This is a genomic window from Clavibacter lycopersici (assembly GCF_003576405.1).
Taxonomy (GTDB): Bacteria; Actinomycetota; Actinomycetes; order Actinomycetales; family Microbacteriaceae; genus Clavibacter; species Clavibacter lycopersici.
This window is the reverse complement of record NZ_QWGT01000040.1, coordinates 1-15,644: the sequence shown is the minus strand read 5'-3', so window position 1 is coordinate 15,644 and position 15,644 is coordinate 1. Positions and strand designations below refer to the sequence as shown.

Genomic DNA, 15,644 nt, shown 5'->3' with positions numbered 1-15,644 from the left:
CCTGACCAGCCGCCAGCGGTTGCTGCCGTCGGTGCGCTCGTAGGTGAGGTCGTCGAGGGCCGCCTGCGCGAGCGCCAGGCCGCGGCCGCTCTCGCTGAGGTCGTCGGGCATCGACACGCGCGTGAGGTCGACGACGGCGGGCTGGCCGTCGTCCTCGAACAGCGCGACGATGCGGTCGTGCTGGCAGATCACGGTCATGGTGAAGGTCACGGGGTACCCCGCGCGCTCCCCCACCGCGACGCCGTGCTCGACCACGTTGCCGGCGATCTCCACCACGGCCGTCTCGAACAGCATCCGCTCGGTGTCGCTGACGTCGAAGGCCTGGTCCCACACGGCCGCGATGACCGCGTGCACGGCGGAGAGGCTCTCCTCCACGGCCGGGAGCGTGACGTTGGCCCGCACCGGCGGCGCGTGGTGGGTCATGCCCTCATCGGTCACGGAACACGCCCTCGGGCGACTCGTGGACCGTGAGGACGCGGTTGAGGTTGGTGAGCTCCAGCACGGCCTTCACCTGCGCGTTGGGGCGGGCGAGGCGGAGGTCGCCGCCCGCCTGCCGGGCGCGCTTGAGGCCGGAGACGAGGGCGCCGAGGCCGGAGGAGTCCATGAAGTCGGTGCCGCCGAGGTCCACCACGACGAAGGGCCGGCCGCCGTCGATGACCTCGGTGATGACGGTCGTGAGCTGCCGGGCGGAGACCATGTTGAGGCGCCCCGTCGGGCTGACGACGCTCACGTGCGTTCCCTGCTCGTTGACTGCGATGTCGATCATGCGTCCTCCTTGGCCGGCGTGAAGCCCCGGTAGCGGGCCGCACGGATGATGATGCTGAAGATCGCCAGGTCGAAGACGACCCAGGCGAGGTTGGTGAACGTGCCGAGCGGCGTCGCCTGCCCGACCGCGAGGCGCAGGAGGCCGATCGCGGAGGCGACGATGAGCGCGCCGATCACGTAGAGCTGCGGCTTCACGAGGTCCCAGCGCGGTGTGCCGCTCTCGGCGCGGACCTTGGGGGTGACCGCGAAGTCGAGGGGCTTCCGGAAGAACACGTTGGCGACGGCCGTGGTGACCGAGGAGATCCACACCGGGAAGAGCGCGAGCGAGTACTGCTGCCCGCGCCACGTGCGCTTCCCGCGGCCCACGACCGCGAACAGGAGCTGGTTCACGACGAGGAACGGGATCAGCCGCACGAAGAAGTCCGTCGAGAGCGCCTGCACCGGCAGCACGCCGAAGACCAGGTAGATGATGGGCGCCGCCACGTAGACCACCGCCGTGAACCCGGAGAAGTAGCTCCACATCGTGGCGAAGTACATGAGCCGCTGCGGGATGGAGAGCGCCTTCTGCAGCAGCGGGTTCTCGCGGAAGAACACCTGGATCGTGCCCTGCGCCCAGCGGAGGCGCTGCGTGAGCATGGTCGGCAGGTCCTCCGGCGCGAGCCCGTACGCGAGGGTCTCGTCGTGGTACGCCGACTTCCAGCCGAGGCCGTGCAGGCGCATGCAGGTGGCCATGTCCTCGGTGACCGAGATGGTGGCCAGCGGCATGATCGACTGCGCGTCGTCGTCGCGGTGCACGTCGATGTCGCGGACGATCGCGCGCACGGCGTCGAGCGCCCCGAGCGGGGACCAGTCGCGCTCGGACAGGCGCGCCATGGCGGTCTCGTCGACCAGCGACACGGCGTCGCGATCCGCGGAGTGCCGTCCGGCCAGCGCGGCGATCTCCGCGAGGTCGGCGTTGAGGGCGGCCATGTCGTCCTGCACCATGCGCGCGGCGATGGAGTCGACGCGCTTCTGGAAGCGGTAGGTGACGTCGGCCAGCCGCTGGCCGCGGCGGAGCTCGGCGCGGGCGCGGCGCACGTCGTAGGCGACGTCGTCGAGCGCCTTCCGCAGCTCGTGCTGGTCGGGCTCCAGCTCCTCGCGCGCCTTGTCGAGCACGTCGCCCGCCGTGCGGAGCGCGCGGAACACGCTGATCTCGATGTCGGTGACGTAGCGCGAGACGCCGAGGAGCATGAGCGCCTCGCGGCGGAGGATCGCGTTGGAGCCGCAGAAGAAGGCCGCGTTCCAGCCGTCCTTGCCCTGCTGGATGGGGCCGTAGAACAGCGGCGCCTGGCTGCCGAGCGGATCCGAGTCGGGCACGTTCACGAACACCTGCGGCGTCTGCACGATGGCCATGCGGCGGTCGTCGAAGTAGCCGAGCGTGCGGTCGAGGATCTCGGGCTCGGGCACCTGGTCGGCGTCGAGGATGAGCATGAACTCGCCCTCGGTCGTGAGCAGCGCGTTGTTGAGGTTGCCGGCCTTGGCGTGGCGCGCGCGGCCCGACCAGTCGGCCGAGCGGGTGATCCAGCCGATGCCCTCCGCCTCCGCGAGGTCGCGGAGCTCGGTGCGGTTGCCGTCGTCGAGCACCCACGTCTTGTGCGGGTAGGTGATGCGCTGGGCGGCGCGGGCCGTCTCCATCACCAGGTCGAGCGGCTCGTTGTACGTCGCGATGAACACGTCGACCGTGAGGCCGGGCTGCGGCGCCGGCGGCCTCGGCCGGTCGCGGGCCCGCCACATCGTGAGCCCGAACAGGAGCGAGTCGATGAGGCTGTAGGTCTCCGCGAGCACGAGCGGGATCGCGATCCAGAGCGCCTCGGGGTTCACCGAGAACAGCAGCCGCCAGACGATGTAGTTGAGGCCGAGGATCGCGGTGATCACCGCGAGGATCCGGATGATCGCGAAGCGCAGCGACATTCGGCCCGTGCGTCCGCGGGCGACGCGGGCCTCCGTGCGGCTCACGCGCGGCTCACGGCGAGGACCGTCACGTCGTCGAGCGGCGTGCCGGCGGAGGCGAGGGTGCGCACCCGCTCCACGAGCGCCTCCACGCCGCCCGCCTCGGTCACGAGCCGGCCGATGGACGCGAAGGCCGGATCGCTGCCGCCGAACATGTCGAAGAGGCCGTCGCTGAAGGTGACGAAGGTGTCGCCCGGCGCGAGCACCACGTGGCGCTCCTCCCAACGGTGGTCGGGGTCGATGCCGACCGGCAGGTCGCTCGTGTCGAGGTGGGTGACGCGGCCGTCGGGATGCACGACGATCGTCAGCCCGTGCCCCGCGTCCGCGTAGCGGAGGAGACCGGTCGCCTGGTCGAGGTGCCCGTGCTGCAGGGTGACGAAGGCGCCCGTGCGGTCGAGGTCGGCGTCGAGCGTGCGGGCCGCGTCCGTGACCATGATGCCCGTGTCCTCGAGCACGCCCGCGCCGTAGCGGTCGGCGGTGCTGGCCATGCCGCGGAGGACGGCGCGGACGGTGGCGGTGAGGATCGCGGCGCCCGTGCCCTTGCCCATCACGTCGGCGATGGAGAAGCGGAGCCCGGACGCGGTGCGCTCGTAGTCGTAGAAGTCGCCGCCCACCACCAGCGCGGGCACGCACACGGCGGCGATCTCGTAGCCGGGGATCTCGACCTCGGCGGCCGGCAGCAGGGCCGACTGCACCTGCTGGGCGCGCTCCATCTCGACGCTCGCGACGAGCTCGCTCTGCACCCACTCGGCGAGCTCGGCGAAGAGCGCGAGCTGCGCGGCGTCGAGGCCGCGGGGCTGGACGTCGTAGATGCAGAACGTGCCGACGACCACGCCCTCCGTGTCGCGCAGCGGGTGCCCGGCGTAGAAGCGGATGTGCGGCTCGCCGGCGACGGAGGGGAGGTGCCGGAACACGGGGTGGATCTGCGCGTCCTCGACGACGAGCACGCGCTCCTCGCGGACGGTGGTGTCGCAGAACACGCTGCTGATGGGCGTCTCGGACAGCTCGGCGCCCGCGCATGACGCGAACCACATCCGGTCGTGGTCGGCGAGGCCGATGGTCGAGAGCGGGACGGCGAACGCCGTGCGGGCGAGTCGCGTGACCCGGTCGAAGCGCTCCTCGGGCGGACCGTCGAGCAGTCCCAGGGCCTCCACGGCCCGCTGCGACGCGGTCGCCCGCGCGTCCTCGATCAGAGTCATCCCCGCCCCCTCGCCGACGTGGACCCCCGTCCACGGCACCCGATTCGACGGGCGCGCTCAGCTTACGTGCCCGGATCAATAGGGGACGTACTAAGTGGCGCTACGCGGACGACATGAGTAGTCGCATAAGTGGTGCGGGACGGAGCGGTAGCGCATACCCCCGCCCGCAGCCTCCCGAGCCCGAAGGGGGGCTGCGGCGGACTCGTCGACCCGGCCTACGCTCAGCGCGACCCCGAGGAGCACCATGACCGATCCGACCGGCACGACCCCGCAGACCGCCGCGCAGGACGCGCTGCTCGCGATCATCACCGACACCGTGCAGATGGTGCGGGACAGCAGCGGCAGCCTGGTGCTCAAGACCGCCCGCATCAAGTCGCTCGCGACCTCCTACCGCCTCGTCGTGGGCGGCCATCAGCCGGGTGGCCTGCCCGACGGCGAGGAGTAGGGGGCACGTCCCTGCGCCGCTGCGGACGAGGGCATGATCGGGCTCCGTACGAGCGCGACGTCCATCGCATCGACCACGGCGCCAGCCCCGGTCGGGCGACCACCGGGGCCGCGCCGCGCCGTAGCATTCGCAACATGGGGATGCGAGTGCGAGCGACATGAGCAGGAGTCACGATCCTGAGGATCGAGAGCGAGCCGCGGACACGGCGTCGGGGACAGGAGAGGCATCCGACCGCCGAGGTACGGGCCGAAGACTCACCCTCGGCACGGTCTTCGACCCCCGGGAGAACGCGCTCAACCTCATCCGCCTGCTGCTCGCCCTGTTCGTCATCGTCTGGCACGCCTTCCCGCTGACGGGGGCGCAGATCCTCGCTGACCCCGTGCACCAGCTCGTGAGCCGACTCAGCGTCGACGGGTTCTTCGCCATCTCCGGATTCCTCATCGTCTCCAGCTGGCTCCGGCACCCCCGGTGGGGCGCGTTCCTCCGCGCCCGGGCGTTGCGCATCTTCCCGGCGTTCTGGGTCTGCCTCGTCGTCACGGCCGGCGTCTTCGCCCCGCTCGCCGTCCTCATGCGAAGCGCCACGTTCCCCGACGGTTTCGCCTCGGAAGCCGTGTCGTACGTGTGGCGGAACATGCTGCTGCGCATCTCGCAGTTCGGGATCGCCGGTACGCCGGCCGGGGTCCCCGAGGCCGGGGTCTGGAACGGCGCCCTGTGGACGCTGTTCTGGGAGTTCAGCTGCTATCTGGCTGTGCTCGCGGTGGGTCTCGTGGGTCTCCTCCGGCGCCGACTGACCGTGCCCGCCCTCTTCGTCGCCACACTGTCGGCCGTCCTGCTGACCTCCTACGGCCCGGTCACGAACGGCACGGCGGTCGTGGGAGCGCGTCTCGGTCTGATGTTCGCCGCAGGGGCCGTCATGCACAGGTATCGGGACACCATCCCCGTCGGCCGCAGCCCTCTGCTCGCCGCCGGAGCTATCGTCCTGCTCGCCACCTGGCTGCCGGAGTACAGCCCGCTCGCGGCGTTGCCGCTCGCATACCTGGTCATCGCGCTCGGCGCCCTGGGCAAGCACCGTCGTCTCCGGATCGGCCAGGACCTCTCCTACGGGGTCTACATCTACGGCTTCCCCGTCCAGCAGCTGCTCGCGACGGCCGGTGCGGGCGCATGGGGCGTTCCGGCGTTCGCCGTCGTCTCGGTCATCTCGACGCTGCCGCTGGCGGCGGCGAGCTGGTTCCTCGTGGAGAAGCCGGCTCTCCGCCTCAAAGCCCCCACGCGGCGCATTCAAACCGTCCAGGACTCGGCTGTCAGGGGTCTCGGCTCCTGAGCCCGTCACCACCCTAGGAGCGAATTCCGACCCCGCTAGGCTTCGCGCATGAGCGCGCCTACGGCACGACCCCGTCCGCGTGCGGACAACCGGGTCCTCAACGTGTTCCGTTCCGCTGCGGCCCTCGCTGTGGTGCTCGGTCACGTACGACTCCTCTTCTTCGAGGACTACGCGACAGCGGCTCATGACCCCGTCACCGCGATCCTCTACTCGCTCACCAGCCTCGGCTCCGAGGCGGTCATCGTGTTCTTCGTGATGAGCGGCTACTGGGTGGGTGGCTCCGTGATCGCCGGATTCCGCGCCCATTCCTTCTCGTGGGGCCGCTATGCGAGCGCGCGTCTCACGCGCCTCTGGCTCGTGCTGGTGCCCGCACTCCTGCTGACACTCCTCCTCGACCTAGTCGGTGCTCACCTCCTGCCGGCCGCAGGCGTCTACGCGGATCCGACGCCGTACGAGAGCATCCCCGCGGATCCGTCGTACGCGCCGCTCACCTTCCTCGGCAACGTCGCCTTCATGCAGGGCCTGCACGTCCCCGTGCTGGGAACGAACTCTCCGCTGTGGTCGCTCGCCTACGAGGCCTGGTACTACCTTCTGTTCCCCGCGCTGCTCGCCGCGTTCTGGCCGGGTGGCAGCGTCCGGCGACGCGCGATGGGCGCCGTGCTGGTGCTCGTTGCCGTGGTCGTGAGCGGCCCGCTGGTCCTCGGGTTGTTCCCCGCCTGGGTGCTCGGTGCGGTCGTCGCCGCGCTCGCGCCACGTTTGCGAGTGCTCATCTCGTCGTGGCCCCCTCGTCTCCTCGCCGTCGCACGAGGGAGCAGCATCCCGCTGATCGTGCTCGCCGCCGTCGCCGCGCACGAGGTCTCCCTGCCGTTCCGGCTCGGTGCACTGATCCTCGCCGCGGTCACTGCGCTCGGCATCAGCTTGTTCGTCACCGACGTCACATGGACGGGGCGCGCTGGCCGGCTCCTCGGCGCAGCGGGCTGGACCGCCCACTCCTCCTATTCGCTGTACGCCATCCACATGCCGATCGTCGTGCTGCTCGCCGCCGCAGTCGTCCCCTCCCACGCGGCACGATGGACGCTCTCCCCCGGCAGCGTCGCCGGGTACCTGGCCGTCATCGCGGTGTGCTGCCTCGTGGCCTATGTCTTCGCGCGATTCACGGAGCGTAAGACGGATGTCGTACGCGCCCGCACCACGTCCCTGATCGGACGGATGCATCGTGCCACCGCGCACCCGGGGGGAAAGGCACCGGACGGCGAGGCCGGGCACGCGCGGCGGTTGCGCGCACGCGGCTGAGACGGTGCCCCGCAGGGACTCGAACTCCACTCCGCCTCTGAGAGGTACGCACGTCCACCTGTGCGACAGCGCTACTACGGCGAAGTACGGTCACACGCAGCAGCTGGAATCAGGAGCCGCGCGCAGCGAGCACGGGCAAACCGTGGGCACGGATGAGCGCGTTGATATAGAAAACCCGCGGGGATATTGAGTGTCGACGGCAGGTGTCAAGTGTGCCGACATTCAAGGGGCGTTGGGGTCAGCCGTTGATGACTGGATGTGGTCGCTACGAGGTGTGCTGACGAACGGCTGACGAATCCACTTCAGGCTCCGGTAGTAGACGAATCGGTAACTGCCTCAGGCGACGGCCGCTGCACCTCGAGCCATATCGGCTCGCGATCTTCGAACCAGTCGTCACCGATCGAGCCCTGCAGCCACTGCATCACCGCGACCTGGAACGCGCTGTTCCGTGGGCCGACTTCAGGGGAAGACAGTCCCGGCTCCGCCAGTGCCAGGTCAGCTACTCCCGCTCCCACCGCGCGCAGATCGGACAACATCCAAGACCAGACCGCATTGTGTTCAGCGGCGAGATGCAGCGTGATTATCGACGCCAGCGTGCGCCCATGCACGAAGATCTCGCTATGTCGTCTCGCGTCTGTAGTAGATGCTGCGGTGAGAAGATCCTGCATTGCCTCCATTGCAGCCAGACCTCCCTCGCGCTTGGTGCGATCAGCGGCCTCTGCGTCGGCCAGGCGTCTGTCTTCAGCCCTTGCCGCGGCTGCCGCGAGCCGCTCGTCGCGAGCGAGCTTCACCGCGATCAGGGTGGGAATGAGAATGGCGGCGACTGGAATCAAGATGTCCTTAATGACTTCCCACCACGGCGCGAGGGTGTGTGCGTTCACGCTTTGACGCTAGCGACACGTGAGGCGAGCTGATGGCCCCCGAGCGGGGTTGGCAAGGAGGGGCACTGTAGGAGCAGGTGCCCGAGGCGGGTCGTACGTCAGTTCCTAGGCCGCCGGGGGCGGAGCGGCGATGAGTTTTCTGCTTGTGAATGCACTTGTCGCCGTCCATCCACGCGAGGAGGCACTGACGCTCGAGGGTCCACCGACCGCCCTTCCTCAGTTGGCGGCCATGGAGCTCGTCGTCCTCGAGCGCCCGCCGAAGGGTCAGCGGGTGCCGTCCCGCCACCACGGCTGCATCCCGCACGGCGAGCAGAGAGTGAGGATCTACCGGGTCCTAAAAAAGCTCTCCGCGCGCCATCCGGTCGTCTGCGAGTGCTCGGACGATGATGCCGGGCATCTGCTCCTTCAGCTCCTGGCGGACGAGCTTCTGGATGATGGCCTCGAGGTCAGACATCCCGACAGAGTGCCCGAACCAGGGCGCCTCATGTTAGTGCGCATCTGCCTCAGCTGGCTGTCTACAGGTTGGTGAGGAGCAAGAGCAGGTTCTCGGCCGCGGCGTATGCCCGGCCGACGTTCTAGGCTCGCCCGGCCTTTTAGCAGCGCAACAGGCAACCCACATCCACTGGTCATTTATCGAACCAAACCTCCGGCGACGGCTTTAAGCAGAGTGCTGTTATTACCACCGATGGCCACGGCTGAACCCCTATTTTCAAAAGAGCCGCACTCCCCGTAAGAGTTGCCGTTTATGTTTATCACGCCCGGAGTGACAATTGTCTCTGTTGCCCCGCCATAAAATACGCCGCGATCGACCGCAAAGACGTCAGGTGCAGCGAACCGCACCTCCAGAAGAAAAGCGCCTCTTGCTTCGCGCATGGTCAGCACGTTCGAGATGTAGGTTATATCCCAAGGTGAAGTTGCATACGTCCACTCACCTTTACGAATGCGAAGCAGAGTAGATCCCCTAGAGTCCCATATGTGGGCGTTTAGAAGTGGCGCACCGTCGTCTACATCGATCCAGACGACTTTTTCACCGCCTATCGTTAGGGCCGTGAAGCTACTGCCGGAGCGACGCGCAGTTATGCCGCCAACAATGACCGAGACATCACCCCGGTAATATAATTTGCGCAGCGAACTTTTGCCGCTGACGAAGGTCTTAGGATTAGAGTCAAATTCTCGTACGACCGAACTGGGCAACGAAGCGTTCGGCCCCGTAGCTTCTTTATGCTCCGTTGGACACAAAAGCGTTATTTCATCGGGATCGTGGCGACGGGTGGTGGCCCATTCGATCATGTGGTGATACTCATACACCGGCGAGCCGCAGGATATGCATCCGAAGCCGCAGCGCTGCCGCACTTCTCGTTTAACGTCTTCTGGTATGTACCTCTTGGCGCCATCGAGGTCGTCACGATCGCTCGGAGTTGCCATGAGCACGACTGTCGCACACTCCCGACGACACGTCCACGGCCCGGCAACGGGAGTCATGACGAAGCCGGAGGAGACGCATGCTCTGCTGATCCGGTTGCCGCCTCGAGAGCTGGAACACCGAGCCCTCCTGCCAGCCTCATCGGCGGCTCGGACGAAGCGGCGACACGGTGCGCTTGTGAACGCACGGCTCCGCCAGCATCCAAATCTCGGCGCACGGCCACTCGAGGATCCACTTGCCCCGAGGGTGGTGACGGTGCCCATCGAGGGCACCGACTGCCAGCGCTAGTCGGACAGTGTCGGGATGCCTACGCGAAAGGGCTGCGACCTTATCTACAGTCAGGACGGCCGAGGCCGACTCGGAAACTGATGCTGGCTTCTCATCCGCGACTGTGGCCCGATCAGCGGCCAGCGCTTCCGTAAGGAGCAAGGGGAGCTGGTCGCGCAGCTCCTCCCTAATGAGGCCCCGCATGAGCAATTCGTAGTCCGACACACGCTCATCCTGCTCGGTCCAGAGTGGATCGCGGTGCACGCAGCAACTGCTGGGAGCCTGACAGCCCTACGCTGACCGGATGTGACACAGCCCCTTCCAACCCGACGCCGCCTCAGACTGGGCCAACTTCGCCGTCGGCGTGCTCACAGCGCTTGCCACGCTCGCCGCCGTCTCCTTCTCACTCGCAAGTGCCCGTCAGTCTCGAAAGGATGCCGAGAAAGCGGGTGTTCGAAAAGAGGCGGCAAACGAGAGAGCCATCGCTGCAGCCGAGCAGCAAGCGAACGCCTCAGCACTCATCAGTGATGACTGAGCGTGACCTCGAGCGCTAACGACGGGGCTACCAGGAGACGCTGCAAACGGAACAGAAGGCGTCACGTCAGGCCGTACTTGTGCGGATTGCCGCGACCTGGAATCCGCCGGACAAGAACGACGACCAACCCCATGTGATGGCCCAAATCGTCAACATGTCCCCCGACCCGTTATTAGAAGTTTCAGTCGAGTGGGGCAAATCCGAGGCGGACGACGGCGAACCCGTCCATAGCGTCCAGGCCCTCATCGACGGCCTTCACGGTTACGAACCTGACAAGGTCATGTCCTGTCCTCCCTGGCGGCAGCATCTGCACTTTGAACGCTTAGGGGACCTTAGCGTCGGTCTGAGCTCACCTTCCGCATGCGCTTTACAGATCGGTACCTCGATCAGTGGGAGTTGAACTTCCCGTCGAGAAGGCTATTGCTACTGACGCCACGCCTCATAGCAGTCAAAGAGCGCGTTAATGAGCCAAGAAGCAATTAACGCGAAGTGAACTAACCGAATCTGCTAGATAGCAGCGCCCGACGCGCACGAACACCAGCGTGGTCAGGGTCGATGGCTACCATGCTGGGATGACGAACGAGGTGGGCTCTGAGGCCCTGAGGCTGCCCGTGGATAAGCGGCCGCCGACTGCTGCGCAGTTTTACATGACGACGGGCGGCACCGCGGCCATCCGCGACGACGCGCAGCCGCTCCGGTCGAAGCGGTACCTCGCGACCATGACGCTGCACGCCGAGGGGTGAATCCTGTCGGTGAACACCCCGCCGAGCTCGCACGGCCCGTTCCCCTCCCCCGGCGCCGCCTTCGCGTGGTGGGCGGACCACCGCGGCGCGATGCCGGCATCGACGTGGACACCGTGGCGCCGCGAGTCGTGGCCGCCTGGCATCGACGAGGACCGGGCCGAACACGACGAAGAGCCCCGACCGCCCCCTGACTGGGGACGCCCGGGGGCATCGGTGTCGCGCGGACCGCCTACGATTCAGCACATGGGGAATCGTCGACGTCGGGGTATCAGCAGGGCATGGGGCGTCGGCGGAGTCGCGGCCCTCGCGGCGGGTGTCCTGCTGGTAGCTGGACTCGCGCTCGGCCAGGCTCGCGAGGAAGCACCCGCCAACGCGGGCTCCGTCCCTACGCTGCCAGCCTCCGAGCCTTCGGCGACCGTCGAGCCGTTGCGCGTGGCAGCGGTCGGCGACTCGATCACGGCGGCCGACAGCCCTGACTTCGCCGCCGGCCGCATCGGATCCGGCTCGTGGCTGTCGTCCGTCCTCGGAGACGGGGTCGTCTTCGCCGGCGGGTGGGCGCAAGGCGGGGTGAACACCGACACCATGGTCGCCAACGTCAGCGCGCCGCTCGACGCCGATGTGCTCGTCCTGCTCGGCGGCGTGAACGACTACGGCAACGGTGTCCCCTTCGCGACCACCACCCGCAACTACGACACGCTCGTGGCGACCATCCAGTCGGACCGGGTCCTAATCGGCACGGTGCCGCCGAAGGACGACAAGCCGGACGCCGCGCGGGCATTCAACGAGGATCTCAAGCAGCTCGCGGCGGACCGGGGCTGGTCCTTCGTCGATGCGTCCGCCAAGACGCGCGACGGTAATGGGAAGTACCTTGAGGGCTTCACGACCGACGGCACTCACCCGACGCCCGAAGCGGCCAAGGTGATCGGCGCCGCCGTCCGGGCCGCCGTGCTCGACGAGCAGTAGGCACCGGGAACGACGAAGAGGGTTCCGATCAGGTCGTGAGGAGCGCGGTCCACTTGGCCTTCATCGCGGCGACGTGCGCGGCACGCTGGTCGGCGGTGAGGGCGAACGGCCACGTGTTCATTTCGACGTAGTTGTGCTGCGTGCCCGCGGTGGGCGTCGAGGTGGTCGGGAACCACCGCAGGACGTTGTTCAGCCCCGCGATAGGCCCGGTGATGCTGGTTCACGGGGCTGTGGCGGGGCAAGGCGATCGGGCTGACGCTCAAGTCCCTCGACTTCCTGCGCCGGCGCGACTTCGTGGAGGAGGACGCCGTGCGTTTCGGAGGCGGAATCTCCGTCGGCACGCCCAAGGGGCACGCAATCCGCAGCGCGCCAGTGCCGCCGTTCCTGCTCGATGAGCTCGCGCACCCCTGCGAGGGGAAGCGTCCGACGGACCTGCTGTTCGGCGAGGGCCAGCGGCACCTACAGAAGCCGTCCTCGCACGACGGTTGGTTCGACCGGGCCGTCGTCGCTGCGGTGGCTGAGGACGCGACCATGCCCGGCGTGACGACTCACGACCTCCGACACACGGCCGCGTCTCTCGCTATCTCCGCCGGCGCCGACGTCAAGGCGGTGCAGCGCATGCTCGGCCACAAGTCCGCGGCCATCAACCTGGAAACGTACTCGGACCTGTTCGAGGACGACCTCGACGCCGTTGGAGCTGCCCTCGATCAGGCACACACGGCGTCGAGTGTGGGCAGAGTGCGGGCACGGCCTGCCGCCGGCGCCTCCCCGACGTCCCTGCTTCCCCGCCATGCCCCGCCATGCCGCGCCATGCCGCGCCATGCCGCGCGTGCAAGCGCCTATGCCTACGTGCCCCCGCAGGGACTCGAACCCTGACCTGTAGCGATTTTAAGTCGCCCGTCTCTGCCAATTGGACTACGGGGGCGTGGCGCCTGCGCGCTCCCGACAGCCTACGGTCGGCACATCGGTCCGCGGACCCCGGGCATGACGACGGCCCGCAGGCCGCTGCCTGCGGGCCGTCGTCGGTGACGCTAGAGGATCACGCGGATCAGGCCGTGCGGTCCTCGTCGTTCGTCTCGGGGGTGGGCGCGGTGCTGTAGCTGCCCGCGAGGGCCGGGGACTTCTCGCCCTCGGTGGGCGCGTCCGCCTTCTCCTCGGCGGCCTTCTTGGCCGGGGCCGCCTCCTTCTTCGCGGGAGCGGCCGGAGCGGCGTCCGCGGCGGGACGCGGGCGCGACGCGAACGTCTCGAACGCGGTGCGCGGCGTCTCACGCGCCTCGAGCGAGACGATGTCGCGGCCCCAGACCAGGTTGTTCACCCAGCCGGTGACGACGCGCGCCTTCCGCTCGAAGGACGGGATCGCGAGGCCGTGGTAGCCGCGGTGCATGACCCAGGCGGGGAAGCCGGTGATGCCGATCTTCCCGCTCTGGAACGCGCCCTGGTACAGGCCGAGGCCCGCGACGGCGCCGAGGTTCTTGTGGAAGTAGTCGGTGATGCCCTCGCCGCGGAGGCTCGCGGTGATGTTCTTCGCCATGAGCTTGCCCTGGCGGACGGCGTGCTGCGCGTTGGGCACGCAGAAGCCGCCGACGCCGCCGCCCGTGAGGTCGGGGGTGGCCGCCACGTCGCCGGCGCCCCAGGCGTCCGCCACGATGCCGTCGTCGCCCTCGACGCGACCGTCGGCGCGCACGCGCAGGCGCCCGCGCTCCTCGATCGGGAGATCGGTGTTCTTCAGCATGGGGCTGGCCATGACGCCCGCGGTCCAGACGATGACGTCGGACTCGAACGACTCGCCGGTCGACAGCTCGACGACGCCGCCGACGGCGGACTTGAGCTGCGTGTCGAGGTGCACGAGAGCGCCGCGCTCGGCGAGGTTCTTGAGCACCCAGTGGCTGGTCTCGAGCGACACCTCGGGCATGATGCGGCCCATCGCCTCGATGAGGTGGAAGTGCGTGTCCTCGAAGTCGATCTCGGGGTACTTCTTCACGAGGTCGGTCGCGATGCTGCGCATCTCGGCGAAGACCTCGATGCCCGCGAAGCCGCCGCCGACCACCACGAAGGTGAGGAGGCGGTCGCGCTCGGGGCCGGCCGGCAGCGTGGCCGCGCGGTCGAAGTTGGCGAAGATGCGGTCGCGGATGGCGACGGCCTCCTCGATCGTCTTCAGACCGATGGCCTCGTCCGCGACGCCCGGGATCGGGAACGTGCGGGAGACGCTGCCCGCGGTGACGACGATGATGTCGTACTGGAACTCGTACGGCTCGCCCACGGGCGGCGTGATCGTGGCGGTCTTCGACGCGTGGTCGATGCCGGTCACCTTCGCCGTGACGACGTTGGTGGTGCGGAGGTGGCGTCGCTGCGAGACGACGGCGTGGCGGGGCTCGATGGATCCGGAGACCACCTCGGGCAGGAACGGCTGGTACGTCATGTACGGCAGCGGGTCGACCATGGTGACCTCGGCCTCGCCGGATCGGAGGTGCGACTCGAGCTTCCATGCCGTGTAGAAACCGGCGTAGCCGCCGCCGACGATCAGGATTTTGGGCACGATGGATGACTCCCTGCAGGTTGTGGTCGAAATCAGGCTACCCCTTCCGGAGCAGCCGTCTGAAATGCCGGGTCGCGACGACGGCCATCGCCGCCGCGAGCGCCGCGAACACGGACAGGACGAGCGCCGGGATCCCCACCTGGCGGAGCTCGCCCGCGGTCGGCAGCGCGCCGGCCTCGGGGTCGGCGGTGGGGGCGTCGGCGGGAACCACGGGCGCGGCGTCGGGGGTGGCGGATGCCGTCGGATCCGGCGTGGCCACCGGCGCCCGACGGTAGAGGCGCACCCACTCGTCGAGGTCGCCCAGGGGCTTGCCGCTCGCGGGCGCGACCTCGGCGGTCACGGCCGCCGCGGCGTCCACGAGGCCGCGGCCGTAGATCTCCGGCTGGCCCTTCTGCCGGGCCGTGGCGAGCACGCGCTCGACCACGTCGTCGGCCTTCAGCTCCGGATGCGCGGCCCGCACCAGCGCGACCACGCCGGAGACGAGGGGCGCCGCGCCGCTCGTGCCGCTCCACTGCACGTAGCCGCCGCCCGGCTCGACGCCGACGAGCTGCTCGCTGGGCGCGGCGACGGCGATCGTGATGCCCTGCGACGACGCGTCGAAGCTCGCCGCCCCCGCACGGTCGACGCCGGCGACCGCGAGCACGCCGGGGATCGTGGCGGGCGCGCCGACCTCGGTGGTGCCGCTCCCCCGGTTGCCGGCCGCCGCCACGACGACGACGTCATGCTCGTAGGCGTAGAGGAAGGCGCGGTCCCAGCTCTCCGGCCAGTCGAGGGAGTTGCGGGTGAGGGACATGTTGATGACGCTCGCGCCGTTGTCCACGGCCCAGCGGACGGCGTCGGCGATCTGGGCGTCCTCGTCGCGGGCGCCCGGGGTGGGGCCGCCGAGTGCGACCGAGACGCTGAGGAGGCTCGCCGCCGGGGCGACGCCGATCACGCCGGATCCGGTGCCGGTGCCGCGGCCGGCGAGGAGCGACGCGACCATGGTGCCGTGCGCGTTCGACGCGCCGACCGGGCGGCTGCCGTCCGCGGACCCGACGCCCGAGACGTCGGTGCCGCCCACGACAGCGCCACGGAGGTCCGCGACGGAGGAGTCGACGCCCGTGTCGATGACGGCGACCTTCACGCCCTCGCCGCGGGTCGTCTGCCACGCCTGCTCGATGCCGTAGTCGGCGAGCCAGTACTCGCGCTCGCGCACCGGATCCGCCTGCGCGGCATCGGCGACGACGAGCGGATCCACACCACCTACGTGCAGACCGGCACCACCACCGGCCGCATCTCGTCGAA

At 68.8% G+C, this 15,644-nt stretch carries 14 protein-coding genes and 1 tRNA gene; 6 read left to right on the top strand and 9 right to left on the bottom strand.

Features of this window, described 5'->3' with window-relative positions:
• The 4 genes from DZG00_RS04640 to DZG00_RS04625 all read right to left on the bottom strand — a co-directional run.
• On the bottom strand, nucleotides 1–438 hold a 438-nt coding region (locus DZG00_RS04640; RefSeq protein WP_233550077.1), incomplete at its 3' end, for an ATP-binding protein.
• Nucleotides 428–766, bottom strand: a complete 339-nt coding sequence (locus DZG00_RS04635; protein WP_086513180.1) for an STAS domain-containing protein — start codon at nucleotides 764–766, stop codon at nucleotides 428–430. The genes DZG00_RS04635 and DZG00_RS04640, both read right to left, overlap by 11 nt.
• A complete protein-coding gene (locus DZG00_RS04630) occupies nucleotides 763–2,715 on the bottom strand; it encodes a glycosyltransferase family 2 protein (protein ID WP_119381369.1) in 1,953 nt (650 codons plus the stop codon). The genes DZG00_RS04635 and DZG00_RS04630 overlap by 4 nt, the downstream gene beginning before the upstream one ends.
• A gap of 41 nt (nucleotides 2,716–2,756) precedes the next feature.
• Nucleotides 2,757–3,953, bottom strand: a complete 1,197-nt coding sequence (locus tag DZG00_RS04625; RefSeq protein WP_119381371.1) for a PP2C family protein-serine/threonine phosphatase — start codon at nucleotides 3,951–3,953, stop codon at nucleotides 2,757–2,759.
• 244 nt (nucleotides 3,954–4,197) lie between these two features.
• On the opposite strand from DZG00_RS04625, the gene DZG00_RS04620 reads away from it, so the two are divergent.
• The 3 genes from DZG00_RS04620 (at nucleotide 4,198) to DZG00_RS04610 (ending at nucleotide 7,012) form a co-directional block, all read left to right on the top strand.
• A complete protein-coding gene (locus DZG00_RS04620) occupies nucleotides 4,198–4,398 on the top strand; it encodes a hypothetical protein (protein WP_119381368.1) in 201 nt (66 codons plus the stop codon).
• Nucleotides 4,399–4,555: 157 nt separating this feature from the next.
• A complete protein-coding gene (locus DZG00_RS04615; RefSeq protein WP_119381367.1) occupies nucleotides 4,556–5,719 on the top strand; it encodes an acyltransferase family protein in 1,164 nt (387 codons plus the stop codon).
• Nucleotides 5,720–5,767: 48 nt separating this feature from the next.
• A complete protein-coding gene (locus DZG00_RS04610) occupies nucleotides 5,768–7,012 on the top strand; it encodes an acyltransferase family protein (RefSeq protein WP_119381366.1) in 1,245 nt (414 codons plus the stop codon).
• Between the two features lie 302 nt (nucleotides 7,013–7,314).
• On the opposite strand, the gene DZG00_RS16865 is transcribed toward DZG00_RS04610, so the two are convergent.
• Nucleotides 7,315–7,893 carry a hypothetical protein gene (locus tag DZG00_RS16865; protein WP_119381365.1) on the bottom strand — a complete coding sequence of 193 codons (579 nt, stop codon included), beginning with the start codon at nucleotides 7,891–7,893 and terminating at the stop codon, nucleotides 7,315–7,317.
• A 630-nt stretch (nucleotides 7,894–8,523) separates the two neighbouring features.
• On the bottom strand, nucleotides 8,524–9,318 hold the full coding sequence (locus DZG00_RS16860) for an HNH endonuclease signature motif containing protein (RefSeq protein ID WP_147359921.1): 795 nt from the start codon (nucleotides 9,316–9,318) through the stop codon (nucleotides 8,524–8,526).
• Nucleotides 9,319–10,690: 1,372 nt separating this feature from the next.
• On the opposite strand from DZG00_RS16860, the gene DZG00_RS16955 reads away from it, so the two are divergent.
• From DZG00_RS16955 to DZG00_RS04590, 3 genes are all read left to right on the top strand, one after another.
• Nucleotides 10,691–10,861 carry a hypothetical protein gene (locus DZG00_RS16955; RefSeq protein ID WP_158586972.1) on the top strand — a complete coding sequence of 57 codons (171 nt, stop codon included), beginning with the start codon at nucleotides 10,691–10,693 and terminating at the stop codon, nucleotides 10,859–10,861.
• Between the two features lie 432 nt (nucleotides 10,862–11,293).
• Complete coding sequence (locus DZG00_RS16950; protein WP_158586971.1) at nucleotides 11,294–11,824, top strand: SGNH/GDSL hydrolase family protein; 531 nt, start codon at nucleotides 11,294–11,296, stop codon at nucleotides 11,822–11,824.
• A gap of 228 nt (nucleotides 11,825–12,052) precedes the next feature.
• A complete protein-coding gene (locus DZG00_RS04590) occupies nucleotides 12,053–12,700 on the top strand; it encodes a tyrosine-type recombinase/integrase (protein WP_119381361.1) in 648 nt (215 codons plus the stop codon).
• Here DZG00_RS04590 and DZG00_RS04585 read toward each other — a convergent pair.
• The 3 genes from DZG00_RS04585 to DZG00_RS04575 form a co-directional block, all read right to left on the bottom strand.
• Nucleotides 12,675–12,749: transfer RNA gene (locus DZG00_RS04585), tRNA-Leu, on the bottom strand. The genes DZG00_RS04590 and DZG00_RS04585 overlap by 26 nt on opposite strands.
• A 123-nt stretch (nucleotides 12,750–12,872) precedes the next feature.
• Nucleotides 12,873–14,360 (bottom strand): NAD(P)/FAD-dependent oxidoreductase, encoded by a 1,488-nt coding sequence (locus DZG00_RS04580; RefSeq protein ID WP_119381360.1) that lies wholly within the window; start codon nucleotides 14,358–14,360, stop codon nucleotides 12,873–12,875.
• A gap of 37 nt (nucleotides 14,361–14,397) precedes the next feature.
• On the bottom strand, nucleotides 14,398–15,612 hold the full coding sequence (locus DZG00_RS04575) for a S8 family peptidase (RefSeq protein ID WP_233550078.1): 1,215 nt from the start codon (nucleotides 15,610–15,612) through the stop codon (nucleotides 14,398–14,400).
• Nucleotides 15,613–15,644 lie beyond the last annotated feature (32 nt).

Bases quoted from the DNA above. Each gene is read 5' to 3' on its own strand.
- DZG00_RS04620 (WP_119381368.1), top strand. From the start codon at position 4,198: ATGACCGATCCGACCGGCACGACCCCGCAGACCGCCGCGCAGGACGCG.
- DZG00_RS04630 (WP_119381369.1), bottom strand. From the start codon at position 2,715: ATGTCGCTGCGCTTCGCGATCATCCGGATCCTCGCGGTGATCACCGCG.
- DZG00_RS16860 (WP_147359921.1), bottom strand. From the start codon at position 9,318: ATGGCAACTCCGAGCGATCGTGACGACCTCGATGGCGCCAAGAGGTAC.
- DZG00_RS04635 (WP_086513180.1), bottom strand. From the start codon at position 766: ATGATCGACATCGCAGTCAACGAGCAGGGAACGCACGTGAGCGTCGTC.
- DZG00_RS04625 (WP_119381371.1), bottom strand. From the start codon at position 3,953: ATGACTCTGATCGAGGACGCGCGGGCGACCGCGTCGCAGCGGGCCGTG.
- DZG00_RS04615 (WP_119381367.1), top strand. From the start codon at position 4,556: ATGAGCAGGAGTCACGATCCTGAGGATCGAGAGCGAGCCGCGGACACG.
- DZG00_RS04610 (WP_119381366.1), top strand. From the start codon at position 5,768: ATGAGCGCGCCTACGGCACGACCCCGTCCGCGTGCGGACAACCGGGTC.
- DZG00_RS16955 (WP_158586972.1), top strand. From the start codon at position 10,691: ATGACGAACGAGGTGGGCTCTGAGGCCCTGAGGCTGCCCGTGGATAAG.